The organism is Neglectibacter timonensis, from assembly GCF_900048895.1.
GTDB classification, from domain to species: Bacteria; Bacillota; Clostridia; order Oscillospirales; family Acutalibacteraceae; genus Acutalibacter; species Acutalibacter timonensis.
This window is the reverse complement of record NZ_LT160635.1, coordinates 54,869-80,905: the sequence shown is the minus strand read 5'-3', so window position 1 is coordinate 80,905 and position 26,037 is coordinate 54,869. Positions and strand designations below refer to the sequence as shown.

The 26,037-nt window shown below is 58.1% G+C and carries 23 protein-coding genes, 1 riboswitch and 1 other annotated feature; of the genes, 13 read left to right on the top strand and 10 right to left on the bottom strand.

The window, feature by feature from the left end; all coding sequences use genetic code 11:
• Positions 1–93: 93 nt before the first annotated feature.
• A complete protein-coding gene (locus BN3911_RS01055) occupies positions 94–444 on the bottom strand; it encodes a sporulation initiation factor Spo0A C-terminal domain-containing protein (RefSeq protein WP_187127658.1) in 351 nt (116 codons plus the stop codon).
• A gap of 198 nt (positions 445–642) precedes the next feature.
• Positions 643–903 (top strand) — a binding site (T-box leader).
• A 108-nt stretch (positions 904–1,011) separates the two neighbouring features.
• Here BN3911_RS01055 and BN3911_RS01045 point away from each other — a divergent pair.
• Complete coding sequence (locus tag BN3911_RS01045) at positions 1,012–2,709, top strand: proline--tRNA ligase (RefSeq protein ID WP_066860124.1); 1,698 nt, start codon at positions 1,012–1,014, stop codon at positions 2,707–2,709.
• A gap of 264 nt (positions 2,710–2,973) precedes the next feature.
• On the opposite strand, the gene BN3911_RS01040 is transcribed toward BN3911_RS01045, so the two are convergent.
• The 6 genes from BN3911_RS01040 to BN3911_RS01015 all read right to left on the bottom strand — a co-directional run bounded on the left by BN3911_RS01040 (position 2,974) and on the right by BN3911_RS01015 (position 8,684).
• The gene (locus tag BN3911_RS01040; RefSeq protein WP_066860122.1) at positions 2,974–3,504 is read right to left on the bottom strand and encodes an HdeD family acid-resistance protein; all 531 of its coding nucleotides are present in this window, start codon (positions 3,502–3,504) and stop codon (positions 2,974–2,976) included.
• Positions 3,505–3,641: 137 nt separating this feature from the next.
• Positions 3,642–4,367: an energy-coupling factor transporter transmembrane component T family protein gene (locus tag BN3911_RS01035; RefSeq protein WP_187127657.1), complete on the bottom strand. Its 726-nt coding sequence runs from the start codon at positions 4,365–4,367 to the stop codon at positions 3,642–3,644.
• Entirely contained in the window at positions 4,343–5,806 is a 1,464-nt protein-coding gene (locus BN3911_RS01030; protein ID WP_066860119.1) for an ABC transporter ATP-binding protein, read from the bottom strand. Before BN3911_RS01030 ends, BN3911_RS01035 begins: the two co-directional genes overlap by 25 nt.
• A 1-nt stretch (position 5,807) precedes the next feature.
• A complete protein-coding gene (locus tag BN3911_RS01025; protein ID WP_207644489.1) occupies positions 5,808–6,392 on the bottom strand; it encodes an ECF transporter S component in 585 nt (194 codons plus the stop codon).
• A 61-nt stretch (positions 6,393–6,453) separates the two neighbouring features.
• On the bottom strand, positions 6,454–7,092 hold the full coding sequence (locus BN3911_RS01020) for a YkoF family thiamine/hydroxymethylpyrimidine-binding protein (protein ID WP_082942010.1): 639 nt from the start codon (positions 7,090–7,092) through the stop codon (positions 6,454–6,456).
• 76 nt (positions 7,093–7,168) lie between these two features.
• Positions 7,169–7,276: riboswitch (TPP riboswitch) on the bottom strand.
• Between the two features lie 67 nt (positions 7,277–7,343).
• The gene (locus BN3911_RS01015; protein WP_082941996.1) at positions 7,344–8,684 is read right to left on the bottom strand and encodes a hemolysin family protein; all 1,341 of its coding nucleotides are present in this window, start codon (positions 8,682–8,684) and stop codon (positions 7,344–7,346) included.
• A gap of 378 nt (positions 8,685–9,062) precedes the next feature.
• On the opposite strand from BN3911_RS01015, the gene BN3911_RS01010 reads away from it, so the two are divergent.
• On the top strand, positions 9,063–10,130 hold the full coding sequence (locus BN3911_RS01010; protein ID WP_066860113.1) for a CAP and S-layer homology domain-containing protein: 1,068 nt from the start codon (positions 9,063–9,065) through the stop codon (positions 10,128–10,130).
• Positions 10,131–10,340: 210 nt separating this feature from the next.
• On the opposite strand, the gene BN3911_RS01005 is transcribed toward BN3911_RS01010, so the two are convergent.
• Both BN3911_RS01005 and BN3911_RS01000 read right to left on the bottom strand, forming a co-directional pair.
• Positions 10,341–10,619 carry a hypothetical protein gene (locus BN3911_RS01005; RefSeq protein WP_066860111.1) on the bottom strand — a complete coding sequence of 93 codons (279 nt, stop codon included), beginning with the start codon at positions 10,617–10,619 and terminating at the stop codon, positions 10,341–10,343.
• 103 nt (positions 10,620–10,722) lie between these two features.
• Positions 10,723–11,562, bottom strand: coding sequence for a DegV family protein (locus BN3911_RS01000; RefSeq protein ID WP_082941995.1), 840 nt, complete (start codon positions 11,560–11,562; stop codon positions 10,723–10,725).
• 220 nt (positions 11,563–11,782) lie between these two features.
• Between BN3911_RS01000 and BN3911_RS00995 the strand changes: the two genes are divergently transcribed.
• From BN3911_RS00995 to BN3911_RS00955, 8 genes are all read left to right on the top strand, one after another.
• Positions 11,783–12,241 carry a hypothetical protein gene (locus BN3911_RS00995; protein ID WP_066860109.1) on the top strand — a complete coding sequence of 153 codons (459 nt, stop codon included), beginning with the start codon at positions 11,783–11,785 and terminating at the stop codon, positions 12,239–12,241.
• Positions 12,242–12,385: 144 nt separating this feature from the next.
• Positions 12,386–13,678: a glycosyltransferase family protein gene (locus BN3911_RS00990; RefSeq protein WP_066860107.1), complete on the top strand. Its 1,293-nt coding sequence runs from the start codon at positions 12,386–12,388 to the stop codon at positions 13,676–13,678.
• Positions 13,679–13,830: 152 nt separating this feature from the next.
• Positions 13,831–14,403, top strand: a complete 573-nt coding sequence (locus tag BN3911_RS00985; protein ID WP_066860105.1) for an N-acetylmuramoyl-L-alanine amidase family protein — start codon at positions 13,831–13,833, stop codon at positions 14,401–14,403.
• A gap of 225 nt (positions 14,404–14,628) precedes the next feature.
• Positions 14,629–15,279 (top strand): rhomboid family intramembrane serine protease, encoded by a 651-nt coding sequence (locus tag BN3911_RS00980; RefSeq protein ID WP_066860103.1) that lies wholly within the window; start codon positions 14,629–14,631, stop codon positions 15,277–15,279.
• A 201-nt stretch (positions 15,280–15,480) separates the two neighbouring features.
• Positions 15,481–16,332, top strand: a complete 852-nt coding sequence (locus BN3911_RS00975) for an aldo/keto reductase (RefSeq protein WP_066860525.1) — start codon at positions 15,481–15,483, stop codon at positions 16,330–16,332.
• A gap of 292 nt (positions 16,333–16,624) precedes the next feature.
• Positions 16,625–18,049 carry a GntR family transcriptional regulator gene (locus tag BN3911_RS00970; RefSeq protein WP_082941994.1) on the top strand — a complete coding sequence of 475 codons (1,425 nt, stop codon included), beginning with the start codon at positions 16,625–16,627 and terminating at the stop codon, positions 18,047–18,049.
• A gap of 571 nt (positions 18,050–18,620) precedes the next feature.
• Positions 18,621–20,909: an AMP-binding protein gene (locus tag BN3911_RS00965; RefSeq protein ID WP_074039095.1), complete on the top strand. Its 2,289-nt coding sequence runs from the start codon at positions 18,621–18,623 to the stop codon at positions 20,907–20,909.
• Between the two features lie 429 nt (positions 20,910–21,338).
• Positions 21,339–21,989, top strand: coding sequence for a hypothetical protein (locus BN3911_RS00955; RefSeq protein ID WP_066860099.1), 651 nt, complete (start codon positions 21,339–21,341; stop codon positions 21,987–21,989).
• A gap of 105 nt (positions 21,990–22,094) precedes the next feature.
• On the opposite strand, the gene BN3911_RS00950 is transcribed toward BN3911_RS00955, so the two are convergent.
• Positions 22,095–22,946 (bottom strand): AraC family transcriptional regulator, encoded by an 852-nt coding sequence (locus BN3911_RS00950; RefSeq protein WP_066860096.1) that lies wholly within the window; start codon positions 22,944–22,946, stop codon positions 22,095–22,097.
• A 208-nt stretch (positions 22,947–23,154) separates the two neighbouring features.
• Between BN3911_RS00950 and BN3911_RS00945 the strand changes: the two genes are divergently transcribed.
• The 3 genes from BN3911_RS00945 to BN3911_RS00935 all read left to right on the top strand — a co-directional run bounded on the left by BN3911_RS00945 (position 23,155) and on the right by BN3911_RS00935 (position 26,022).
• Entirely contained in the window at positions 23,155–24,015 is an 861-nt protein-coding gene (locus BN3911_RS00945; protein ID WP_066860093.1) for a sugar phosphate isomerase/epimerase family protein, read from the top strand.
• 5 nt (positions 24,016–24,020) lie between these two features.
• Complete coding sequence (locus tag BN3911_RS00940; RefSeq protein WP_066860090.1) at positions 24,021–25,079, top strand: Gfo/Idh/MocA family protein; 1,059 nt, start codon at positions 24,021–24,023, stop codon at positions 25,077–25,079.
• Positions 25,080–25,365: 286 nt separating this feature from the next.
• On the top strand, positions 25,366–26,022 hold the full coding sequence (locus BN3911_RS00935) for a response regulator transcription factor (RefSeq protein ID WP_074039094.1): 657 nt from the start codon (positions 25,366–25,368) through the stop codon (positions 26,020–26,022).
• Positions 26,023–26,037: the final 15 nt, after the last annotated feature.

The following is a 26,037-nucleotide window of genomic DNA, read 5'->3' as shown; positions in this document are numbered from 1 at the left end:
AAGGGCGGCCCAAAGAGAGTATAACCGCCGGATGATAAGAAACCGTCTGACTGGCCCAGGTATCCCTTGAAGAGGAAAATCCGGCCGTTTCTCTCATTTCAGCCGGATTTTCCCGCCGGACAGATAGTTTGCCAGCAGAAAAATGGTTTCTCCGGGCGAGGTTCCGGAAATCATCTGCCTGTCCAAAAGCTTTTGCAATAGCTTTACGTCCCCGCATTCCCAAAGATCTTCCACAGCCCGGGCGATATCCCGGGACACCGTGCGCGCCGACTTTTTCTCCCGCTCGGCAATTTCCCCGTAAAGCTTCATCAGGCCTTTGGCAGGAAAGACGCCTTTGCGGATCACCAGTTCGACTGCGGTTTCCAAATAACCATATCCGATTCTGGTGCGGTGTTTTGCCACCCTGTCCAAGAGCCCGCCTGCCGTGCCGGTCGAATTTGTCACCAAACTCCCTCCTACAGTCACAGAATCCGGCAGACGGCTTGATAAAAGCATCACGCCGCTGTTCCTGCCGGTGTTTCCGGTCAATTCTACCCCGTTTTTCCCTGAATTCGGGGGAATGTGACAAAAAAGGACAGCCCCCGCCTGGAATTCCCCCTTGACTTTTTCCATCCGCTGTGGTTTAATGGGGCAAATTAAATGAAAAAAGCGATGAGAAGAAACAGTAAGCGTTCCGGAACGCTCAGAGAGAAGGCGGCAGGTGCAAGCCTTTGCTGGAAGGACGCAGAACCCCTCTTCGAGCTGTGGGCCGAACGATTTTTTCCTGTAAGCCTCACCGGGTTCCTCCCGTCACAGGGGAAGCCGTATCGGGCAAAAGCCCTGTGCGGAAAAGTGCGGAAGGTCCTCAGTGCGGATTTTCCGAATTTAGGTGGTACCACGGACAGAACCCTGTTCGCCCTAAACCGTTTGAAACCGGTTTAGGGCGTTTTCTTTTTCCCCTGCGCACCCCTCTTCCGGCAAGGCCATGCGCCTGTACAAAACAACCGGCAGGGAGAAAGGAATAGAAGAACTATGAAAATAAAGCAGCTGATTGGAGACCGTTTTAAGGAGCGGCCGGCGGACTGCGTCATCGACAGCCATGTCCTGATGCTTCGGGGCGGCTATATGAAATACGTGGCCTCCGGCATCTATTCCCAATACCCGCCCCTGCGGCGGATCACTCGGAAAATTGAACAGATTATCCGGGAGGAGATGGACGCCCTGGATGGCCAGGAGGTACAGTTCCCCGTTGCCCTTCCGGCCGCTTTGTGGCAGGAGTCCGGCCGGTACGATACCATCGGCAGCGAGCTGCTGCGGTTTTCCGACCGGAACGGCGCGCCCCTGGTGCTGGGCATGACCCATGAGGAGGCTGCGGTACAGCTGGTGCGGGAGTACGGGCAAAGCTATGCCAAATACCCCTTTTTCCTCTATCAGATTCAGGAAAAATTCCGGGACGAGGCGCGTCCCCGGGGCGGGCTGATCCGGGTGCGGGAATTTTCCATGAAGGACGCCTACTCCTTTCACACCTCCCAGGAGGACTTGGAGGCGTTCTACCAGCGCTGCCTGCAAGCCTATGAACGCATTTTCGCCCGGGCAGGCATTCCCGAAGTGATCTCCGTAGCCTCCGACTCCGGCATGATGGGAGGCAGCCTTTCCCATGAATTTATGCTGCTGACCCCCGTGGGGGAGGATTCCATCGCCCTATGCGGGGAATGCGGCTACCGGGCCAACCTGGAGGCGGCGGAGTGCATCGTGGAAAACCGCCGGGACGAACAGTCACAGCCGCTGACCCTGACGGGCACCCCCGGCGCCCACACCATTGAGGAGGTCTGCCAGCTCCTGCATCTGCCCCGGGAGAAGGCCTGTAAGGCAGTGGCCTATGAAAAGGAGACGGACGGCGGCCTGGTACTGCTGTTCCTGCGGGGCGACCTGGAAGTGAACGAGACCAAAGTGACGAATTTTCTGGGCTGCGGGATCCGCCCGGCCTCCCTCACGGAGGAAAGCGGGCTGCACCCCGGTTTTCTGGGGCCCTGCGGGCTGCCGGACGGGCTTACCCTGCTCTTCGACCGCTCCCTTGAGAACGCCAACAACCTCTGCTGCGGAGCCAACCGGGAGGGATTCCATTATACGGGCCTGGACCTCCGGCGGGAGCTGGGGGAGCTGCGCTATGAGGATTTTGCAAAACTGCAGGACGAAGGAATCTGCCCCCGCTGCGGCAGGCGATCCATTTCCATCTCCCGGGGAATCGAGGTGGGAAACATCTTCCAGCTGGGCGCCAAGTATACCGAAGCCATGGGCATGCGGTACCTGGACCGGGAAGGCAATTTCCATTTCCCCCTGATGGGCTGTTACGGCATTGGGATCGGACGGCTTGCCGCCTCGGTGTGCGAGGCGCGCCACGATGAATTCGGACCCGTCTGGCCCCTCTCCATCGCTCCCTGGCAAGCGCACCTCTGCGCAGTGCGCGCCGAAAACCCGGATGTGAAGGAGGCCGCGGACCGTCTCTACGGGGAGCTTCAGGCCGCAGGCGTGGAGACGCTGTACGACGACCGCCCGGTGAGCGCCGGCGTCCAGTTCTCCGACGCCGATCTTTTGGGCGTGCCCTTCCGGGTGGTGGTCAGCCCCCGGAACCTGCGGGAGGGCTACTGCGAAATTGCCGCCAGGGACCACAGCTTTACCCAAAAGGTCCCTCTGGCCGGAGCGGCCGTCCATCTGCTTGGCTTGATATAAAGAAACGGAAAGGCAGAAACGCCGCCTGCCGGGAAAACCCTTAAAAAAGAAACCGGCGTCCTTTTTGAGCTGAAAGGACAGGCGCCCTCTCTACTGAATCGTCCAGTAAATAGGGCGCCTGTCAAAACCGCTCTGAAAAGGCGCCGGTTTTGCGCGCTGTGTTTTCAGGAAACTATTTTTTAATTTTTCTCTCTTGTGATCCCATTTTCACGGGCACGCTGTGCCCCGTCCGCATTTGGGGAGAGGCCCCCTCCTGCGGTGCGCTCAGTTCCGGAAGACCCGGTCGGCCACCACAGTGTTCGCCAGAGTGGAAACCCCGTCAAACAGGAACACAATGCCGATGAAGACCACCGGAACGCTGGCCGCCGCCAAAGGCCGCACCACCATCACCGCGCCCAGGATCAGCAGGGCCAGCGCCACGAGAAAGGAGACCCACCAGTGCTCAAAGCCCAGCGCCTTCAGATCCAGCGCTTTCTTCACGGCGGAAACACTGTCCACGATGATATAGATGCCCAGGGCGATGGGGATCAGCGATACGATCACCTGCGGGCAGACCAGCAGGAAGATGCCCAGAGCGGCCAGCAGCACACCCACGAAAAGGTCAAACCGGCCGGACGCCTCGCCGCCGTCCCGCACAAAGGCGACAATGCGCACCACGCCGTAGATCAGCGTCACCGCGCCGATGAGGATACAGGCGAGCCCCAGCGACACCTCGGGGAACACGATGAGCACGACGCCCAGAACAATGTACAGCAGCGAAGTCAAGATAATACTGTTTCGAATCCCTTTTAACATAAAGAAAGCCTCCCTGCGGCAGAATTTCACTTTCTTCTATTATAGGTGCTTTTCACCGGGATTACAACGGAAAAAGAAAACTGTAAGAAGTTTGAAATAGACGCCTGCTTTTTTGCCGGGCGCACCTCACGCGCCGGTTACAAAACGCCGGGCAGAAGATTGCAGCCCAGCATGGCGCCCATGACCGCCAGCACCCCGGCGGCAAACACCCAGTCCCGCGGCTCCACCCGGGGGCGGAGCCGGTAGGTCCGGTTCCGGCTGCCGTCAAATCCTTTGGATTCCATGGCCGCTGCAATGTCCCCGGACCAGTGCAGCGCGTTCACCAGCATGACGAACAGCGGCTTCAGGGAGAGCGGCCCCACCCTCACTCCCCGCACCCGGAAGGCCAGCCGCACTTTCCGGAATTCCCGGGCGAGGCTCCCTGAAAAATGGTAGGCTGCCAAAATGCCGTAGGCATACCTGGGCGGCAGACGGAACTGCTGGATGTAGGAGGCCACCAGAAGGTCGCTGGAAGTGGTGAAGGCAAACAGCAGCCCTATGGCGGCAAAGGCCAGAATGCGCGTGCCCAGCAGCACGCCGCTGCGCAGGGAGCCGGAGGACACGGCGGCCATGGCAAAATTGACGCTCTGGCTTCCGCCGCCCTCCCTGCCGAACCAGAGGGAGGTAAAAAACAGGCTCAGCGCCGCCAGAAGCGCCCCGCCGCCGATGGAAAGCGCCCTTTTTTTGCTGCCCGGCGCAAGGAACAGGAACAGCAGCCCCAGCACGATCAGCAAAAGGTTTGCCACGATGCTGCCGTTAAAGGAGAGCACCAGGCCCAGCAGCAAAAACGCCGCCGTCTTTACCGCCGGATTGATCCGTTCCACGGCCTCAGCCCTCCCTCCTGCAATTCATAGACCGCGTCGCTGTATTGACAGGCGGTCTCCCTGTCATGGGTGGAGAAAACCACGGTGAGGCCCTCCGCGCACAGCTGCCTCAGCTGTTCCATCATGGCCCTGGTGCTCCTGCAGTCCTGCCCGTAGGTGGGCTCGTCCAGCAGCAGCAGCCTTTGGCCGCCAGCCAGCACGGAGAGCACCGCCAGCCGCCTCTGCTGGCCCTGGCTGAGCATGTAGGGCGAATAGCGCCGGTATTTTTTCAGACCGTACCGGTCCAGAATTTCCAGCGCCCTGCTCCGGAGCGCCTCCCCGTTTTCCCGTGGATTCCAGAGCTCCAGACTTTTGAACACCTCGTCCAGCACATTCAGCGCAATAAACTGGTTTCCCGGATTCTGGAACACCGCCGAAACCTCCCGGTACAGCTTTTTCTTTCCGGCCTTTTTGACCTCCATGCCCGCCACCCGCACCGAGCCGCTGTAGGGCAGCTGCCCCAGAATCACGGAAAACAGGCTGGTCTTCCCGGAGCCGGAGGGCCCCAAAATGGCGGAGACGCTTCCTCTGCGGAAAGAAGCTGAAAGCCCCCGGGCAAGCGTCCGGCCCGGGTAGCCATAGGCAGCATCCCGAAGCTCCAACACAACCTCGCCGGACTGCTCCCGGGCCTCGAAAGCCTGGGGCTCCCCGGGGAAAAACAGCCCTTCCTCCTGAAACAGCCGCCGGTATTCCCCCAGACTTTCCGGATGGATTCCCCGGGCAAGCGTTTTTCCTCCGCTGCCCAGCACCATAATCTCATCGGCAAAATCCAGCCAGCGGTCCAATTTGTGGTCGATGACCGCCACAGTAGCCCCCTGCTCCCGCCGGTACCGCCGAAGAAGCTCCAGCAGCCCCGCGGCGGACTCCGGGTCCAAATTGGCAAAGGGCTCGTCCAGAATCATCCCCCGGGGCTCCAAAAGCAGAAGACAGCAGAGGGCCGCCTTCTGCTTCTCTCCCCCGGACAGGGTGGAGAGCTTTCTGTCCAGCAGTTCCTCCACCCCGTACAGCCGGGCGAACTTTTCCACCCGCGCCTCCATTTCCTCCGGACTAACCGAGAGGTTTTCCAGGCAGAAAAACAGCTCCTTGCGCAGGGTGTCCATACAGAACTGCAGGTCCGGATTCTGAAACAGCACGGTCAGGGCCTTCGTGCGCTGGGGGATGGCGTACTCCGCGAGAGGCCGCCCCAGCAGCCGGATTTCCCCCGACTCCATCACCCCGCCGTTTTCCGGAAAAATCCCCGCCGCCAACAGGGCCAGGGTGCTCTTCCCGCAGCCGCTGGCCCCCAAAAGCACAGTGACCTTTCCCTCTTCCAGGGCGAAATTCACATGCTGCAGCACGTCGGCCTGCGCTTCCTCCAAATAGCGGAAGCTCACGTTGCAAAGCTCCAGATACGCCGCCATGTCAGTCTTCTACCGTCAGCTTCTGCCTGTCGCCCAGCGCGAAGCCCCGGAGCACGCCCGCCTTCGCCAGGCCATCCCCCAGCAGCTTGCACAACACGCCGCAGAACAGCAGGGAGCTGAGCAGCCGGATCGCGAAGATGGCAATGAGGATTCCGGGGGCAAAGGTGTGGTAGCCCTGGCGGATCCCCGTCCAGATATAGCTGAACACCGTGCAGCCCACAGCCGCCAGCATGGTCTGGGGATAGCCGAACTTTTTATAGCGGAACGCGGCGAACGCCACCTCGGACCCCAGGCCCTGAATCAGCCCGCTGAGGAAGATGATGGGGCCGAACATGTTTCCCATCAGCACCTCCAGGAAGGATGCCAGCATTTCGGCGATCAGGCCTACGCCGGGCTTCTGAATCACATAGGTGATGAAAACCGCCGCCATAAACCAGATGCCGTAAAAGGGCTCGTACCCCAGGATACCCAGGCCCATGGGCGTGAGCACCCCGGTGAGGAACGTGCCCGCATAGGTGGTTCCCAGATAAAACACGCCGAACAGCACGGCGGTAATGGCAATGAACAGAATATGTTTGAGTTTCATGGCTGACATCCTCTCTTCTGCCGCAGCAGCGGCCTTTTTTCAAAATATCCGGACTCCCGTCTCATTCGCTGGGGCTGTTGACGCTCAGGGTGACCTGGAATACCGCGTGCCCCAAATGCTCCGCGCAGTAGCAGAGCACCCAGTCGAAATAGGAGAACAGATCCTGCACGTCGCCCTTGAGCACCGTCACATAATGGGCGGAGCGGTCATAGATCCCCAGATCCACCGCACGGTTGACCACCGCCGCAATGTGGGGCATATAGTCCTCCATCCCCATGGGGTACAGGGAAATTTTCGAGGTTACCGGGAAGTGCACGTCCCGGATCCTGGGCTCGTTCTGCAGGACATCATCCGCCGCCAGATAGCTCTCCCCTTCTGTATCGCCGGGGCAGCCCTTGGACAGGGTGGCTTCCAGCACCATGTGCACCCCTTCCCGGTAAGCGCCGGTAAAGCACGCCTTCAGCGCGTCCAGCACATGCTGCCGCCTGCCGCGGTACACGGTGGAGAGCTCGTCGGTGAGGGAGTACACCTTCGACACGTCTGCCTGCCGCACCGCCTCCAGGATAATGTCCACATAGGCGTCGCTCATGGGGGACAGGCTGAACCGGCAGCCTGTAATACCCTCAGGCCCGCCGACCCTGCCGCAGGAGGATCCGCAGCAGCACCCATATTCCACGTATTTTTTCTTTTTTTCCGGCATATAAAACGCTCCTTTTCCTCTTCCGTCCCGGCGCATCAAAAAAGCTCTTTCTGCGCATGCCTGCGCAAAAAGAGCTTTTTAAAGCTTTTCGTCTTCCTACGTTGGCATTACCCACATCAGGTTAAAAGGGTCGAAGTTCCATTGCTTCCTCTCAGCCGGACAACCGGCTCCCCTGGTTCTGATTCACTTTTTCAGGCTCCGGACGGAACCTTTTTCTGGCAGGAGTATCGTAACACAAGCCGCAGGATTTGTCAAATTTCAGAGATTTCCGGCTTTTCCTGCTTTTTTATCAGAATCCGTTCGATGCGGTGCTCCCGAACCTCCTCCACATGCAGGGAAAGGCCGCAGAGCTCCAGGTCCAGCTGAGAGCCGTCCCTGGGGATAAAGTCCAGCTGGGTGAAGATCAGGCCGCCAACCGTGTCGTAACTTTCACTCTCCGGCAGCTTCACCCCCAGCGCCTCGGAAAGGTCTCCGATGGAAGCGCCGCCGGACACCCTCCACAGGTTTTCCCCCAGCTGTTCGATTTCCGGGGATTCCGCCGGGTCGAACTCATCGTAGATGTTCCCCACAATTTCTTCCAGCAGGTCCTCCATGGTGATGATGCCGCCGGTACCGCCGTATTCGTCCACCACCACGGCCATATGCACCTTTTTCTGCTGCATCTCCCGGAACAGATGGTCCGCATGGATGGACTCCGGCACGAAATAGGCCGGACGCATCAGTTCCCGCACGGTCTTCTCCTCCCCGCTGCCCACACTCAGCAGAAAATCCCGCGTATTGAGCACGCCTGCAATGGTGTCTACGGTTCCCTCATACACCGGGAACCGGGAGAGGCCGGTCCGCCGGATGGTCTCCAGAACCTCCTCCCGGGAAGCGTCCGCAGAAAAGGCCTCCACGTCGCCACGGGGCGTCATGGCTTCCCGCACCGTCATGTCCCCGAATTCAAACACGTTCTGAATCCACTCCTGCTCGTCTTCGTCGATGGCGCCCCGCTGTCCGCCCAGGTCCACCATCATGCGGATTTCGTCCTCCGTGACCGCTTCCTCTTCCGCTTCCGTTTTGAGCCGAAGCACCCGCAGAACCCCATTGGTGGATTTCGACAGGAACCAGATCACCGGGCGCATGACAAAAGAGATGCCCGATACCACACGGCAGGCAAATTTCGCCACTTCAAAGGATTTCTGCATGGCGATGCGTTTCGGAACCAGCTCGCCGAAAATCAGGGTGAAATAGGCAAGGATGATGGTGATGACCACAATGGCCAGGGCGTTCAGCACGCCTTCCGGGAGGGCGTGAAATCCTAAGCCGTCGTAAACCCAGGAGACAAAATAGCCGGAAAAGTTTTCCGCTGCAAAGGCGCTGCCCAAATAGCCGGCCAAAGTGATGCCCACCTGAATGGTGGAAAGGAAGCCGGAGGGCTCCTCCACCAGCTTCAAAAGCTTCGGGGCGGTCTTGTCGCCCTCCTCCTCCAGCCGCTTGAGCTTCGCGGAACTCAGAGAGATTACGGCGATCTCCGTAGCGGCAAAAAACGCGTTGATCAAAATTAAAACAGCCTGCAGCAAAAGCTGGGCAGGGATGGAACTCAAATTCATGCACTCCTTTTTTCTTCAGCAGAATAAATTTTTTCCACAGTTCTCCGGTTCCTCTTTAACACCGTTTCCGGAGCTGGACTGCAAAACACAAAAAAGCATAACCTGTGGAATCCGGATTCCACAAGCTATGCCTGTATTCTATCACTCTGCTGTCAAAACAATTGGCTTTGCCGTCCCCGTCTGAGCCGCCGTCGGCGTCGTCCATGGTAACTCAAAAATCCTTTCTCATTCAGAAATATAAAATCTATATTATATATACTATAACGAAAAACGGCCTTTTGTCAAGATCCCTGTTTCGCATCCAAATTCTGCGGGTTGAAAAAGCCGGGTACAGCCTGTATGATAATAGCATCCTCATGATGGAAAGGATAGATTTCCATGAAAAAGAAATTTGCCGCTTGGCTGCTGACGCTGACACTTCTGCTGGGCGTCCTGCCGGCCTTGCCCGTCTCCGCCAAGGACGCGGACCTTCGCCAGAAGGCCGCCCGCATGGTGGAGCTGATCAATAAAGAACGAAAAAACGCGGGGCTTACCCCTGTGACAGCAGACAACAGCCTGCTGGAGCAGGCCGCCGATGTGAGGGCGGAAGAGCTGCCGCGGCTCTTTTCCCATACCCGCCCGGACGGACGCGGCCCCTTTACCGCGCTGGACGACCTGGGCCTTTCCTACCGCAGGGCAGGGGAGAACATCGCCTACAATTCCGGCTATGCCGACACGGTGGCCCAAACCATGAGCGACTGGATGAATTCTCCCGGACACCGGGCCAACATCTTAAACGGGGAGTTTGAACAGGTGGGGATCGGCCTGTTCCAGTCCGGCAGAACCTATTACTGGGTGCAGATTTTCTACACGGGCTCCAATCCCCAGCCCAAGCCAGAACCCTCTCCGGAGCCCTCCCCCGGGCCCCAGCCCTATCCCGGCACGCCGTTTACGGATATCGACGGCCATTGGGGCCGGGAATCCATCCGCTGGGCCTATGAACGGGGTCTTTTCGGCGGTGTGTCGGCCGCAACATTCTCTCCGGACACCTTGCTGGAGCGGGGAATGCTGGCAGAGGTGCTCTACCGCCTGGCAGGAAAACCCGCCTCCAGCGCCGCTTCCGGCTTTACCGACGTATCCCCGGACGCCTATTATGCCAAAGCCGTGGCCTGGGCGGCCCGGCGGAACATCGTCACCGGCGTGGGAGGCGGCAGGTTCGAGCCGTCCTCTCCCATCACCCGGGAACAGCTGGCAGCGATGCTGTACCGCTACGCAAATCTACAGGGTCCGGTTCAGGGCAGCCTCTCCGCCTTTTCTGATGGAGAAGCCGTCAGTCCCTGGGCGCAGGATGCCGTTCAATGGGCCGTAAACCGGGGGATTCTCACCGGAAAGGGTTCCCGCCTGGACCCCCAGGGCCGCGCCACCCGCGCCGAAGCCGCCGCCATGCTGCAGCGTTTTGCAGGCTGATCTCCGTCAGCGCGCTTTCCCTCCCACATCCGTCCGGCCTCCAGCCTGGAAATCACCCCCTGATGTAGTCTGTTTTCCTACTTCAGGGGGTGTTTTGTCACTGTCCGTTTTTACTGGTTGGGTTCATTTCTTTCCTGCCCCAGGGGTGTCTTTTTGTCCTTTTGCGTCCTTTCGCTCAAGCGCCGGGGCGTCTCTCCAAAAACGCCCTGCCTACAGCTGCAGATAACGCTCCATCAGCCAGTTCCTGACGGCGTCCACGCCCTCCGCCGTCAGGGGGAATTCCCGCTCCTCCTTATCCTGGGCCTTTTCATAGCAGACGTCCTGGGCCCAGCAGCTGGCAATCAGCTTTTCATTTTCCCTGTCCGGCCACACCTTGTAGCGGATCACCGTCCCCTTTTCCCAGTCCTTGGTCTTGCTGCCCGTATACAGGTTCCCCTCTGTAAAATGGTTCAGCTTTGCGATATCCGGTAATTCTGTTTTCTGTGCCATCGGTATCATCTCCCGCTTATACTCTGCTTAGTATACCAGACAAGACGCTGCGCATCAAGGTTTTGGCCCGAAAGGCGGTTTTTGCCGGAGGACGGCGCTCCCTTTATTCCCTGACATAGACAAGCCCGCAGGCGTTGGGGCCGATATGGCTGCCGATGACGGCGCCCACATCCAGAAGGGCGCCGTCCGGCACGAGGATTCCCTCCTCTTCCACCGCCCGCTGCAGGAGCAGGGCGTTTTCCCTGACATGGGTGTACATCAAGTACACCGGGAAGCTGCCGTCCGGCCTCTTTTCTCTCAGCTGTTTCCGCAGATAGGCGACGGCCCTCCGCATCCCCAGGGCCTTGGAAACAATCTCCGGCTTTCCCTCTCTTGTGACGGTGAGGATGGGCTTGACGCCGGCCACCGCCCCAATCACAGCTGCCGCCGTGGAAATGCGCCCGCCCTTCTGGAGATATTTCAGGGTGTCCAGGCAGGCATAGAGGACCACTCTCCCTTTCAGCTGTTCCAACGCGGCGGCGATTTCGACTGCGCTCTTCCCGCACTCCCGCAGGGCGGCCGCATGCTCCACCAGAATCCGCTGCCCTGCAGAAGCGGTGAGACTGTCCACCAGACAGCAGCCCTGGTATTCCAGGTCGCTTTTTGCCAGTTCCGCGCCCTGGAAGGTACCGCTGAGGCCTGAGGACAAAAACACCCCCAGGGTCTCCTCCCCCATTTCCTGGGCCTGGCCGAAGACCCGCCGGAATTCCTGAGGGGAGGGCTGCGAGGTCTGGGGAAATTCTCTGTGCTCCTGCAGCTGGGTATAGAACTGCGCTTTCGTCAGCGTCTCATTCTCCCGGTAAAAGGTTTCTCCGAAGGATACGCCCAGAGAGACGCTCTCCACACCCAGCCGGACAAGCTCTTCCGGTTCAAAATCTGCCGCCGAATCCGTGACAATCCGCATCAGAACCCCTCCTCTTTTCGTTTTTTGTTGAGCGCCCGCCGTGCGCGCACCCGTTCCTCCCTGGGGACCGATGCACAAACCGCGCCGGGTTTACTCCATGCTTTTCTAGTCTGTGCGCTGGAAGTTTTTTCTATACGCCGGGCCCAGCTCTTTCTTTTTCGGGGCAAAATTCCAATCCCGGCATACTCTGGAACAAGAGCTTATTTTGGGAGGGATCGCCATGAGCAGAGTGCCCTTTGAACTTGCCCGCCAGGCCGCCAGGCTGGGCTGCACCGCAAAATACTGCCGGGAGGACAAATCCTTTGAGTTCCACCTGGACGGCGAGGTGCTTGCCGTCGTCTTTCCGGACGGCGCCTATGCCGGACGGGCGGACGGCACGGAAACCGCCGCCCAGAAGGCCATGCTCAAAAAGCTGCGCAAGGCCTACGACGCTGTCTGTGAATTTCTGACGCTCTACGAAAACGGCGTGGAAATCGACGGCATCTCCATTTTCCCCGACAGCAGGGTTTTGGCCTTTGCCAACGGCGTCTACTTTCTGGGGATCGATCTGGGACTGTTCCGGGGTTTCCAATTCGCCGCGCTCAGCCGTTCCTCTGTCTCCAAATTCTATCCCGCCAGAAAGTTCCCCGCTGCAAAGCGGGAATTCCTTCTGCGTTCGGGTCTCAGGACAAAAGAATGAGCCCCAAAAGCGGCAGAAAAATCCGCTCTGGCCCGCAGAGATAATCTGCGGGCCTTTTTTGCCGGAAGCCCCGTAAGGAACTCCCCGGGCAGTTCGTCTAAAGGATGACGGATCTGCATAAACCCCCGGAAAGGAGAAAGCGCCGTGCTGTCCCACCTGCTGCTCACCCTGCCTATGCTGCTCTGTTTGGCCGCCCTTCTCCTCCGCTGCGCCGCGGCCTGGGGGGCTTCCCCAAATCTCTTTCGACGATTCCCCTCCCTGTGGGGCGAACCCCAGAGGACGGAAGAGGAACGCTGTCCGGAACAACGGAGAATTTTCCTGACCGCCCTTGCCATACGGCTTCTGGTGCTCTTTGCCGCAGTAGCCTGCGTCATGCTGCAGGCCAGGGAATCCATTTCTTTTCAGGAATGCTTCCAGCGGCTGGAACTCTGGGATGTGCGGCACTATATCAATCTGGCCGGCCAGGGCTATTCCGGCTATCAGGAAGACGGACAACACCTCTTTCTCGTATTCTTTCCCTGCTACGTCTGGCTGGTCAGGCTGCTTTCCTGGGTGCTCCCAAATACCGCCCTGGCCGGCGCGCTGCTCTCCACGCTTTGTTATGCCTGGGGCTGCTGCTGGGTTTACAAAACAGGCGTCGAATGCAGCGGAAAAAAGACAGCGGAGGACGCGGTGCTGTTCCTCTCCCTTTTCCCCTACTCCTTTTTCTTCGGTACCGTGATGACGGAGGGGCTGTTCCTGCTGACCACCTCAGCCGCCTGTTACTGCGCGCTCCGGCACAAATGGGCCGCTTACGCGGTGTGGGGCTGCCTGTCCGCCATGACCCGGATGACGGGCTTTCTGGTCCTGGTCCCGGCGGCTGTGGAGCTGCTGAAAACCGTACAGCCCCTGCGGCCCCCGGCAGGGCAGTCCCTCCGGGCGGCCTGGAAGGCGCTTGCCCGCAAAATCCCGCTGCTGCTCTGCCCTCTGCTGGGGACGCTTTCCTATCTGCTGCTGAATTTCATCGTGGACGGGGACGCCTTTGCCTTTGTGACTCATCAAAAGCACTGGTACCAGGGGCCCATGTGGATTTCCAAGGTGGTGGTCACGCTCTGGAATTACCTCGTAAAAAACTTTGGAAATACCCTGGGCTGGGCCATCTGGCTGCCGGAGCTGCTTCTCCTTCCCGCCTTTTTCCTTCTGCTGGCCGCGGGCATCCGGAACAGAAAGCTTCCGGCAAGCCTGCTGGCCTACGGCTTCTGCTATCTGATCGCCAACTATTCCCTTTCCTGGCTGATCAGCGGCGGCAGGTATCTCTCCTGCGGCTTCGTCTTCTTCCTTTTTTTGGCGGCCCTCACAGAGAACCGTCCCACCCTGCGGCGGCTGCTTCTGGCCGGGGAAGCCGTTTTTCTGGGCGTCATGCTGTCCGCCTATGTCTCCGGCGCGCAGATCATGTAAGCATGTTCCTGCTGACAGGACATGCCTACATGGCGGAAAAGCGCGGAAGACGTCACAGCCAGTCCCCCTTTGCTTTCCAGGCCTTTTCCGCACTTCCGGCGTTTCTCCGGAATAGGATAGAGTAAAAGAAAGTAAGAAAGGAGGGCTTTTTCTTGCCAATCCGCATTTTTATCGACCAGGGCCACAATCCCAGCGGCCCCAACGCGGGGGCGGAGGGCAACGGCCTGCGGGAGCAGGACGTCACCTACAATGTGGGGATCTACCTGGCGGAGCTGCTCAACGACGATCCCCGGTTTACCGCCCGCACCTCGCGCACCACGCCCACGGAAAGCCTGGGTACCAGCAATGCCGGCAGCCTGCAGCAGCGGGTCAGCATGGCCAACTCCTGGCCCGCCGACTATTTTGTCAGCATCCACTGCAATTCCAATACAAACCCCGCCATCAACGGCAGCGAGGTCTACGTTTACCAGACTTACACCCAAGCCTACTGGCTGGCCCAGCACATCCTGAATTCCCTTGTGGCGCAGGCAGGCACCAGGGATAACGGCGTACGCCTGAACCCATCCCTTTACGTCCTGCGCCGCACCGCCATGCCTGCCGTACTGGTGGAGCTGGGGTATCTCTCCAATACCGAAGACGCCCGGAAGCTGCGGGACGACCAGCCGGGCTTTGCCCGGGGCATTTACTACGGCCTGCTCAGCTACTTCGGGTTCCGGCCGGTGTAACTCCGCCCTGCTGAGGGTGCAGCGGGGGCGCACCCGCCTGCAGGTTCTGCCGGACGCCCGGGACACGACGGCCCCGTCTTCCTTCCCTTCGCCCGAGGGGAGGCGGACGGGGCTTTCTCTGCAAGGCCTTTCCTGCAACCTTTCTGAAAAGCCGAGGCGATTTGACAGCCTCTCAAAAGGCTGGTATGCTGTAACAAAGCTTACAGGCAGAAAGGAATTCCCTCTATGAACTGGATTGACTCTCTCGAACGCAAATTCGGCAGGCATTCCATCCCTCATCTGATGTATTTTATCACAGGCGTCATGCTTGCCGTCTATGTAACGGATCTGGTCCTGGGCGGCCAGGTCTCCGCCGCGCTCTATTTCGACCGGTCTCTCATCCTCCGGGGAGAGGTCTGGCGGCTGGTCACCTTTCTCTTTCTCCCCCCAAACAGCTCCCCCATCTGGATTTTGTTCAGCCTCTATTTTTACTGCCTGATCGGCAACGGGCTGGAAAGTGCCTGGGGCAGCTTCCGCTTCAACATCTTTTACCTGGTGGGCGTGCTGGGCGCCGTCTGCTCCGGGCTGATCACAGGCTACGCTGCGAACGGATTTCTCAACATGTCCCTCTTTCTGGCCTTTGCCGCCATCTATCCCGACAATCAGGTGCTGGTGTTCTTCTTCCTGCCCATCAAAATCAAATGGCTGGCCCTGTTGGACGCCCTGTATTTTATCTTTGCATTCTTCGCGGGTGGCTGGCCTTCAAAGCTTGCCATCCTGTTCGCCCTGCTGAACATCGTGCTGTTCTTCGGCGGTGATCTCCTGCGCAACGCAAAGCAGCAGGCGGGTTTCTGGAAAACCAGGTACAACTTTCGGAAAAATAACCGGCGGTACTGAGCTGCCTGTTTTATGCCCTCCCGGGATCCCGGGAGGGCATTTCCCATCCCTGGGGGTTTCCGACAGGACGGCTTTTCCAGAATTTATTTTTCCCGCGGCCCCTTTTCCTATTGACTTCTCCCCGACGTTAAGGTATATGATTGAGAAAACAGCGGTAGGGCCGGCAGATGCCGGCTCAAAACACGGGAGGTATTTAAAATGATGAAAGCATTGACAGACTGCTATACCCTGGCAAACGGCGTAAAAATCCCCTGCATCGGGTTCGGAACCTGGCAGACGCCCAACGGGGAAGTGGCCGTCTCCTCGGTCCTCAGCGCCCTTGAAGCGGGCTACCGCCATATCGATACGGCTCAGGGCTACGGAAACGAGGAGAGCGTGGGCATTGCCGTAAAGCAGAGCGGCATTGACCGGAAGGAGCTGTTCCTCACCTCAAAGCTGACGAACAGCGAGCATGGCTACGAGAAAACCCTTGCCGCCTTTGAGACGACCCTGGAGAAACTGGGGACGGATTACCTGGACCTGTTCCTGATCCACTGGCCCAACCCCATCGCCTTCCGCGACCACTGGCAGGAGGCCAACGCAGGCACCTGGAAGGCCTTCGAAGAGCTGTACCGGAGCAAGCGGATCCGCGCAATCGGCATCAGCAATTTCCGGCCCCGCCACATGGAGGAGTTGAGCAGGACGGCGGAAATCGCCCCCATGGTCAACCAAATCCGCCTGTGCCCGGGAGATACCCAGGATGAGGTTGTGGAATACTGCCGCACTCACAATATCCTGCTGGAGGCCTACAGCCCTCTGGGTGTGGGGAAGATTTTCGAGGTGCCGGAAATGAAGGCGCTCGCCGAAAAGTACCAGAAGTCCATCGCGCAGATCTGTATCCGCTGGAGCCTGCAGCGCGGATACCTTCCCCTGCCGAAGTCCGTTACGCCTTCCAGGATCCGGGAGAACACCCAGGTGTTTGACTTCGAGCTGGATTCCTCCGACGTGCAGCTGATTGCAGACCTGAAGGGCTGCGTGGGCTATTCCTCCGACCCGGATACCACAACGTTCTGACGGGTCCGGCTGAATGCCGCCGATCCCTCCGAGGAAGCCTGCCTGCCGGCAGGTTTCCTTGTTTTATCTTCCGGCGCCCTGCTCCGGCCCGGGTATAGCCCAAGCTCCCGGCTTGGGCTATACTTCCGGCAGCTGTTTGTGACGGTGAAACCTTTGCCGTCTGTTTCAGTTTCGTGAGTTTAACCGGAATCAGCTTCTTAAAAAGCAGGCGGCTGCGAACTCTTCCCTGTGGTATTTAGAAAATCTTGGAGGAAACTTTTTGGAACTTGTGATATGATAGAACAGGGTGAAAATGATGGATTTCGATGCAGGTCTTTATAAGCTCGTTTCCGAATATTATGAAGCCGGTATTCTGTACGGACTCTATTCCTGTGGGGACAGCCTGCCCTCTATTCCCAAAATTTGCGCCATGTTTCATTTGGCGCCCGCCACGGTTCGCTGTGCCTTCAGCGAACTGGAGAAGAAGGGCTATCTGAAGGTCGACGCCAGAAAGACGGCAAAGGTAGCCTGCCGGGTTCCCAAGGGCAGTTTCCGGAAAAACGCCGCCAGATACTTTGTTCCCCGCGAGGAGGGGATTCGGGATCTGGCGCTGTCCGCGAAGCTTCTTCTGGAGCCTCTCTGGAGGGCGGGGCTGGACTGCTGGGAGGAGGAGGACTGGGCGCAGCTCCGGCACGGTCTGGAGGACCCCGCTCACAGTCCGGCGGCCCTGCCGGTGGAATTCCATCTGCTGGCCATCCGCTCTCTCAAAAACCGGCTGGCGCTGAATCTTTACTGGGAGGCCATCCGCTATCTTCAGTTCCCCTACCTGGAAGGGGCGAAAGGGGAGGTGCCCTTTCGTCTGGAGCCTGGCATAAGCTCCCGGGAAGACATCGCAGCCCTCCTGAACGGGCGTTTTGAAACCTCCTGCAGGAAGGCGTCCGAGGCGCTGTTTGCCTTTCTCCGGGAGGTCAAAGCGGAATGCCCTCCGGATCAGGAAGAGCCGGTGCCTTTCCGATGGACCGTCAGCCGGCTGCGTCCCCAGCTGCGGTACTCCCTGGCTTCCCGGATGATCTCCGGCATTCTCTCAGGCCAATATCCTGTGGGGAGCTATCTGCCCTCCCTCCCCAAGATGATGGAACGATACGGGGTTTCCCGCAATACGGTGCGGCGTTCCCTGGATATTCTGGAACAGCTGGGCGTTGTACTGCCCCAGCAGGGAAAGGGAACGCTGGTCTATATGGAGCCCCGGGAAACCGATTATTCCAGGCCGGAAATCCAGGTGGGCCTGCGGCTCTATCTGGAAAGCCTGCAGCTGCTGACGCTGACCATCCCCCAGGTATCCCGCTACACGCTGGAGGCTGTCTCTCCGGAACAGCGCCTGTGGCTGCTGGAAAGTTTCAAACGGCTGAGGGAGGAAAAGCAGGAATATCTCTGTTTTGACATCTGCCTCACCTTTGTAGAAGAGCAGTGCCCTCTCGCCTCCATCCGGGAATGCTACGGCAGAATCCGGGAACTGCTCCTCTGGGGATATCCCTTTACCCTGCTGCGCTTAAAGGGCCGCTGCCTCCATGACGAATATTCTGAGAGGGCTTACCATCTGGAGCAATGCCTGCAGGACGGACCGGAAATTTTTTCCGCCGCCTGGGGCAGCTTTTTGGCTGGCGAGGAACAGAAGCTCCGGAACTATTTCAGCAGCCTGCTGCCGGAATCCGCCGGGCCTGCGGCACTTTCCCTATAAAATTAGGAATCGCCGCGCCATTCCGGTTTTCTCTGACGTTCTCGTTTCCGAAACGCCTTGAAGATGAAAATTTTTTGCAGGATTGCTCTTGACAACCTGCGAAAGTTGGTGTACTATCAATTACAATCTTTTACAACTGTATAAAAGAAAAGGCGATGACGAAGACGGCCTGAATTTTATCCGTTTCAGAGAGTTGGCGGCTGCTGCGAGCCAATGCGGAGAATTCCTGAAGCCCTTCCCTTCTGGGGGCTTATGCCCATCCCTTCCGAGCCGGAAAGCCGAATCCCGGAGCTCCCGGGCAGTAAGCCTTTCCTGCGTATGCTGCGTTAGTGCATAGGGCTTGCTGGAGCCCGACAAGGTGGCGCGAAAGCGCAATTTGAGTGGTACCGCGGAGTTTATTCCGTCTCAAGAGATGAGCATATCATCTTTTGAGACGGTTTTTTATTTGGCCTGGTCCTGTAGAATCCGCGGATAAAACGAAAAGCCAACGCCGCCGGACAAAGCTGCCAGCGCGTCATTCAATTTAAACGGCTTCTCATTCATAATAAGCCAAAGAAAGGGGAAACTTACCATGGAGAAAACAGATTTGAAGACCCAGCTAGCAGAGGTCGCGGAACGCATCCGCACCATGCGGGAAATCACGGGCCTTTCTGAGGATGAAATGGCAAAATGCACCGGCGTCACCAAAGAGGAATATCAGAAATGCGAGGCGGGCGAAGCGGATTTCAGCTTTACCTTTATCTACAAATGCGCGCAGCGCTTCGGCATCGACCCCACCGACCTGATCAAGGGCGTCAGCCCCACCCTTTCCACCTACACCATCGTGCGCAAGGACGACGGCCTGCCCATCACCCGGCGCCACGGATTCAAATATCTGAACATGGCCCCCCTGTTCAAAAACAAGACAGCAGAGCCTTTTTTCGTCACCATGCCCTATTCTGAGGCAGAGCAAAACGTGGCTATCAAGCTCTCCACCCATGCGGGCCAGGAGTTCGACATTGTGGTGAAGGGTTCCATGAAAATGCAGGTTGGCTCCCATGTGGAGCTGCTGCATGAGGGGGATTCCATTTACTACAACTCCGCCGCTCCCCACGGCATGATCGCCACAGGCGGCGCGGACTGCCAGATCTACGCTATCGTCCTGAAGGGCGCGGAGGAATTCGTCCCCGAGCAGGACCGCTTCCAGAAGCTCATCGACGCAAAGATTGCCCGGCAGGACCGGGAAACCGTGTCCACCCCCTTTGTGGAGACCACCCTGGACGAAAACGGGATTTTAAACGGCATGACCTTCAAAAATGAGGAAAAATTTAACTTTGCTTTTGACATCGTGGATAAGCTGGCGGAAAAATGCCCGGAAAAGCTTGCCATGCTCCATGTGTCCCGGGATAAGACAGAGCGCCGCTTCACCTTCGGCGATATCAGCAGATGGTCGTCGAAAACCGCCAATTATTTGGAATCCCTGGGCATCCGCCGGGGGGACCGGGTGCTGGTGGTGCTCAAGCGCCATTATCAATTCTGGTTCGTCATCACAGCCCTGCACAAGATGGGCGCGGTGATCATCCCCGCCACCAACCTGTTGATGGAGCACGACTTTGACTACCGTTACAAGGCGGCCGGCGTCAAAGCGGTCATCTGCACTTCGGACGGCCAGGTGGCCGACGAGGCGGACCGGGCGGCCCAAAACAGCGATACCGTGGACGTGAAGATCATGGTAGGGGAAAACCGCCTGGGCTGGCATGACTTTGACAAAGAGGTGGAAAGCTTCCCCGACACCTACGGGAGGAAGCCGGACGCACCCTGCGGCTCCGATCCCATGCTGATGTTCTTCACCTCCGGCACCACGGGTTATCCGAAAATTGCAGAGCACAACTACAAATATGCCCTGGGCCACTATATCACCGCCAAATACTGGCATAACGTAAATCCGGACGGCCTGCACTTCACCATTTCCGACACGGGCTGGGGCAAGGCCCTGTGGGGAAAATATTACGGCCAGTGGATGAACGAGGCCGCCATCTTTACCTACGATTTTGACAAGTTCGACGCTAACGACATCCTGCCCATGTTTGCAAAATACCACATCACCACTTTCTGCGCGCCGCCCACCATGTATCGTTTCTTCATCAAAGAGGATCTGTCGAAATACGACCTCTCCTCTATTGAATACTCCACCACCGCAGGCGAGGCGCTGAACCCCGAAGTTTATGAGCAGTGGAAGCGGGCCACGGGCCTTTCCCTGATGGAGGGCTTCGGCCAGACCGAAACCACCCTCACCGTTTACAACCCTGTGGGCAGCGTGCCCAAGACCGGCTCCATGGGCGTGCCCAGCCCCCTGTACGACGTGGACATCATCCTGCCCGACGGTTCCAGCGCCCCGGTGGGCGAAACCGGAGAAATCGTGGTGCGCACGGACAGGAAGACCCCCTGCGGCCTGTTTATGGGCTACTACAGGGACGAAGACAGGACAAAGGAAGCTTGGTGCGACAATGTATACCACACCGGAGACACCGCATGGCGGGATGAGGACGGCTACTTCTGGTATGTAGGCCGCACCGACGATGTGATTAAATCCTCCGGCTACCGCATCGGGCCGTTTGAGATCGAAAGCGTCATCATGGAACTGCCCTATGTGCTGGAATGCGCCGTCACCAGCGCCCCCGACCCCGTACGCGGCCAGGTGGTGAAAGCCTTCATTGTGCTTACCAAGGGCACGGAAGGCACCGACGCGCTGAAAAAAGAGATTCAGACCTATGTCAAAAAACACACCGCCCCCTATAAATACCCCCGCCTTGTGGAATTCCGCGACGATCTGCCCAAGACCATCAGCGGCAAGATCAGAAGGGTGGAACTGAAGGGCTGATACACGACGCGAGCGGAGCCTGCCCTGCCCGAAGGGCGCGCTGGAAAAGACCCCCGTCTTGAAAAATTTGTAGATTCCCCGGAAGGCGTTGCAAAGGCTGAGCTTTGCAGCGCCTCCTTTCCGTTTCTTCCGCAGGCCTTTCCCCGGACTGTTTTCAACGGGGCCCGCCCTGCTCCGGTTTCTCCTTGACAGGTCTGTAGAAAAGGCCTATCATGGAATTGTACTGAGGACGCTGTCCGGGGAAACCGCTGCATCAACTGCGCCTTCCGTACGTGCAGGTTCTGCGGACAGCTTTAGGGCGTTCCTGCCTCAAAAGCCGTTCGCAGGCTGTTCACCGGATTTCGCCAGTGCCTGCCTGAGTAATCCGGAGCATACCCTTAGGGCGGCTGCCTGCGGCGGCCGCTCCTTGAGATGAGAGGAGTGCATGGGATGAACATTAAGCGGGGCGTTTCCCTCCTTCTTCCGGCCATTCTGATTCTCTGCGCCTGTTTTTCGGCCTGCGGAGAACCAAAAGCCGGCTTTCGTACGGCGGCAGAAAAATATCTTGCCTTTCTGGGGAAAACCCGGGAAGAGGTTTTGACGGGACTGAAGCTCGCCGAAGGGGACCTCTCCCCGGACAGCACGGATATCTGCGCTGTTCTGGACAGCAACGAGCAATTCTGCGGGCAAAAATTTTCCACACAGCTCTTTTTCGACAGTACCGATCCGGAAACCGGCGAGACAACAGACGCCCCGCTCCTGGTCTCTGTCAAATTCCTCCATAGTTCCCCGGAACCCGGGCCGCAGGAGTACGAACTGGCCAACGCGGCCTATGCGGGAATAAAGGCGGAATACGGAGATCCCGAGCCTTTGGCGGTTCAGGACGGCAACGAACACTTTCAGTCCCTGGAAAGGCTGGAAGAGCTCAAGGAGGGCCCTTCGGTCAGCCGGTGCGTGGACAGCTGGGCGGATACCGGCCACAAGGGAATGGAGGCCGTACTGTCTGCAGAGTTGATTCCAAACAGCATGCTTTCGGGCCCGGAGGATGGCAGCACCTTTATCCTCTCCCTCTGGTTTCGCTGGAAGCCCAAGCTGCCGTAAACAAGAGATTACTCCCATTTTAGAAGGGGCTGATGCAAAACGCAGCGTTTTGCATCAGCCCCTTCTCCTATTCCCCACGGCGTACCCGTCCGCTTCCGAAACGCCTCACCTCTGTGCGCCGCGGCGGTAGGCAGAGGGGGAAAGTCCGGTACGTTTTTTAAAAATACGGCTGAAATAGAGCTGATCCTCGTAGCCCACCGCCCTGGCAACCTCTCCGATGGAACTCCCTGTTTGAAGCATCAGCTGGCGGGCATGGTTCAGACGTAAAACCAACAGGTAGTCCAGAGGAGAAAGGCCGGTTGCCTCCCGGAACAGGGCGCGAAAGCGGCTCGGGCTCAGATGCGCCAATTCCGCCAAAAACGGGACGCTGATCTCCTTCTCATAATTCTGGTGGATATAGATGAGGGCGCGGCGGATGCGGCCTCCGGCGCCGGAACGGCCGCCCTGCACCGGATCCAGGCAGCGGCTGATTTCCACGCATATGGAGATAAGTTTGGAGGACGCCGACAGATCAAAGCAGTGGTCGCGAAGGATAAAATCATGAAAGAGTTCCTCAAAGCCGGAGGCGACGGACGCCCCGCCGCCCACCTGCAGAAGCGTGCAGGTGGGCAGACGGCAGCCGGCAATGAGCGAGTCCGCGTCTGTACCTGTGAAATGAACCCAATAGTATTGCACCTCTTCCCTGCCCTTCATGGCGTAGCGGTAACCGGTATGGGGGTAGTAGAGCACCGCCTGCCCCGGCTGCATCAGCCGTTCCTCCCCGTCCAGCCATACCCGCATCTCCCCTTTTACCAGATATTGCAGATAGTAATCCTCCCGGCCCGCCAGCAGGCGGGTTTCAAAGGGCCGTGGCAGGACGCAGACGCCGGTACAGTTAATCACCAGCCTGCGGTCCGTACGGCACACGTTGTTCCCCTCCACCTCCAGGGAGAGATAGTAGGATTGCTCCGTAGGCATCCGCCGTCACTCCTTTCCGTTTTATAACAGGCGATTTATCCATAGAATAAGGCGTTTTCTGTATATGCTTTCCCCTGGTCCCAGTCTATACTGAAATCACAGAAGAAACAAGAGGCGAGGGTGTTTTTGAGAGGCAAATAGGTTCGTTTCCAGACGGCCTCTGAATCAACCGTGCCTCCCGCGGCAACTGGAAAGGAGACGCATTTCCATGAAAAAATCGATCAATGCCTGGGCTGTGGACCCTGAAACCGGGTTTGAAGAGATGTTCCGTCAGCTTCATGAGGCAGGTTTCGACGGCGTCGAACTGAATGTGGACGCCGAAAACCATTCCGCCCATTCCCTGACCCTTTCTACCACCGGAGAGGAGCTAAGGCAGCTCCGGGCGCTTTCCAAACGGTACGAGTTGCCCGTGGTGAGTATTTCCTCCTCCCTGTACGGCGGGAAAATGGGGTCGCCCGACTCCGTGGAGCGGGCGTTCACCAAAACGCTTCTTAAAAAACAGTTAGAATGCGCGCAGGCCCTTGAAAGCGGGGGCATCCTGGTGGTGCCGGGCGGAGGCAGCCCTAAAATTTCCCTTGTTGAAGACGGCCGGAGATCCTTGGAAACCCTGCTTTCCCTGCGGGAGGAAATCCTGAAATCCGGGGTTTATACGGGGGTGGAAAATGTCTGGAACGGATTTTTTACCTCGCCCTTTCAGATGGCGGAATTCATCGACAGGCTGGATTGCCCCTTTGTCGGCGCCTACTTCGACGTGGGCAACGTGGTCGCGTTTTCCTGGCCGGAATTTTGGATTGAGGTTCTGGGAGAACGTATTCATAATGTCCATATCAAAGACTTCAAGCGCCGGGGCGGCCTGAACCAGGGCGGCGCTTTCGTGGACCTGCTCCTGGGCGATGTAAATTGGAAGGCGGTCCTCCCCGCCTTGCGCCGGACGGGATTCGACGGGTATTTGACCGCTGAGGTGTTCAGGGAAGATTCCGCCGTCCCGGAAATTCCCTATGAAAAATTTTACAGCGCCGTGGCGAAGGCCATGGTCAGGATCTTGGAAGAAAACGAAAAGGAGCAGTGAAAATAATGAAAAAACTGGCTTTAATTGGCTGCGGAGGAATCGGTTCTTACCATCTGGAACATTTTCTAAAGTTTCATGACGTTGAACTGGCGGGCTTCTGCGACCTGCTTTTGGATCGTGCCCAGAGCTTTGTCAAAAAAGCCGGGAGCGGCAAGGCCTATTCAGATTTTATACAGATGTATGACGAAGTGCGGCCAGACCTGGTATTCCTCTGCGTTCCGCCCACCTGTCACGGACGCATTGAATTTGAGACCATCCGCAGGGGAATCCCCTTCTTTGTGGAGAAGCCTCTGGCCTTGGACATGAAACTTGCCAGGGAACTGGTGCGGCAGGTGGAGGAAAAGGGCTTGATCGCCGCCTCCGGCTTCCAGTGCCGTTACGATACCATCAACGAAACCGCCATGGAGTTTATTGACAGCCACCCGGTCCTGCATGTGGCGGCTTCCCGGGTGGGAGGCATCCCGGAGGCCCCTTGGTGGAATAACAAGGCCGCCTCGGGCGGGCAGCTGGTGGAGCAGACCATCCATCAGCTGGATATGCTGCGTTATCTTCTGAAAACAGAGCCGGATACCGTATACTCTGTTCCCAGCCGGGGCTATATCACGCAGGAGGAGAACCCTGGGTATTTTACGGATGACCTCTCCACCACGCTGATCACGTTTCAAAACGGCATTACCTGCACGATGATGACGGGCTGCTACTCTTTGAGCGGCGCCTCCTGGGACTCCAAGATGACGTTCGGTTCCCGGAGCGCCCGTATGGATTACTATCTGTGCGCCAAAGCCACCCTGTATGGAACCACCGAGGCGGACCGGCCCGCAGAATCTTCGGGTATCATCGCGGGGGACGGCACCCAGCGCAAAAGCGACAACGAGGTGGGCGTCACTGTGGAAAGCCGGGAGGATTTCGGCCTTGCATGCGACAGAACCTTTCTTGACGCAGTGCTTACGGGAGACCCCTCCAGGATACGATCTCCCTATGCGGACGCGTACAAAAGCGTAGCCTTCGCCATGGCCTGCAACGAATCCATGGAAACCGGACTTCCCGTCAAGGTGTCCTATTGAGAAAGAGGAGATGCGGAAACGGCGGCGGCAATCCCCCTGACGCAAAGTCTTTTCTATAAGAGGAGTCCGGCGCGCTGCACCATAGGGCGCCGCTGCCTGTCGAAAAAAGGGTTGATCCAGTTGATCGGGAAAAGGGAGTGCGGCAGAAGAAAAGACTGCCGCGCTCCCTTTTCCCGTCAGAGATTGCAAAAAGCAAAAGAAATGCAAAATTTTGCCAGATACTCCCTTCTTCTTTGCAAAAGGTAGTTTGACATAGTAAAATAGAAACAGAAGGGGAGGGAACGCATTGGCTGAGATTCTGATTGTGGAGGACGATGAAAACATCGCCAGGATGATTGAGGCGACGCTTTCCATGGTGGGATACCGCTGCGATGGCTGCGCCGACGGCAGTGAGGCGGTGCGGCGCATCCTGGAGGGCAGCTACGACTTGATCCTTTTAGATGTGATGCTGCCCGGCATGGACGGCTTTGAAATTCTGACGAAGATAAAAAACAAGGGTACGCCCGTCATCTTTCTGACCGCCCTGCAGGACGTGGGAGACAAGGTGAAGGGGCTGCGGCTGGGGGCGGAGGACTACATCGTCAAGCCCTTTGAGGCGGTGGAACTGCTGGCCCGCATCGAAGTGGTGCTGCGCAGAACCAACGCGGGCCGTCAACAGCTGGCCTATGACGGCATTCTGGTAGACCTGCAGAAGCATGTGGTCACAAAAAATGGAGAGCGGGTACCGCTGACGCCCAAGGAATTTGACGTGCTGGTCTTTTTCATGCAGAACGTGGATATCGCCATTACCCGGGAACGGCTGATGGCGGCAATCTGGGGATATGAATTTGAAGGGGAGAGCCGTACCGTGGACATCCACGTGCAGCAGGTGCGCAGAAAGCTGAATTTGAAGGGAAAGCTGGTCACCATTCCCAAGCTGGGCTACTGCCTGGAAAGCCGTTGATCCGGAAGGAGGGAA